This window comes from Vibrio sp. CJQ_6 (assembly GCF_043106745.1).
GTDB classification, from domain to species: domain Bacteria; phylum Pseudomonadota; class Gammaproteobacteria; order Enterobacterales; family Vibrionaceae; genus Vibrio; species Vibrio furnissii.
In genome coordinates this window covers 1-315 of sequence record NZ_JBICMV010000006.1, presented here as the reverse complement: position 1 = coordinate 315, position 315 = coordinate 1, and the positions used below count along the sequence as shown (strand labels likewise).

General features: G+C 51.1%; 1 rRNA gene. It reads right to left on the bottom strand.

What is annotated here, in order from left to right:
- Position 1: 1 nt before the first annotated feature.
- Positions 2-315: ribosomal RNA gene (locus tag ACF8PK_RS00595) — 23S ribosomal RNA — on the bottom strand; the annotation flags it as partial.

The window sequence follows — 315 nt, the reverse complement described above, 5'->3', positions numbered from 1 at the left end:
TACACGGTTTCAGGTTCTATTTCACTCCCCTCACAGGGGTTCTTTTCGCCTTTCCCTCACGGTACTGGTTCACTATCGGTCAGTCAGGAGTATTTAGCCTTGGAGGATGGTCCCCCCATATTCAGACAGGATAACACGTGTCCCGCCCTACTCGATTTCACTGAACATGCGCTGTCGGCTACGGGGCTATCACCCTGTTTCGCGGTCCTTTCCAGAACCTTCACCTGACGCATGTAAAGCTTAAGGGCTAATCCAATTTCGCTCGCCGCTACTATCGGAATCTCGGTTGATTTCTTCTCCTCGGGGTACTTAGAT